Source organism: Arthrobacter sp. SIMBA_036, assembly GCF_046535135.1.
Lineage (GTDB): Bacteria > Actinomycetota > Actinomycetes > Actinomycetales > Micrococcaceae > Arthrobacter.
In genome coordinates this window covers 1-259 of the sequence record NZ_JAWRXG010000283.1, presented here as the reverse complement: position 1 = coordinate 259, position 259 = coordinate 1, and the positions used below count along the sequence as shown (strand labels likewise).

Genomic DNA, 259 nt, shown 5'->3' with positions numbered 1-259 from the left:
ACTGCAAAGGAACTAGCTAAAACGATGCTTCAAAATGGATTTAAAAAAGGAACTACTGTTAGATTAATTTCATGTAGAACTGGAGTTTTTGGAAATGGTGTTGCTTATCAATTATCTAGATATTTAAAATCACCAGTAACTGCGCCTACTAATTTAGTCAGGGTATTAGAGGATGGTAGCTATCAAGTTTTTGGAAATGGTCGATTTAGAACATTTTTTAATACAACAATAAAATAAATTAGACATGAAGTATATTGGA

Annotated in this window: 1 protein-coding gene; it reads left to right on the top strand. The window is 30.5% G+C overall.

Annotated elements, in window-relative coordinates:
• The coding region (locus SB659_RS19900) for a hypothetical protein (RefSeq protein ID WP_410551665.1) at nucleotides 1-237 on the top strand (237 nt) is incomplete at its 5' end.
• Nucleotides 238-259: the final 22 nt, after the last annotated feature.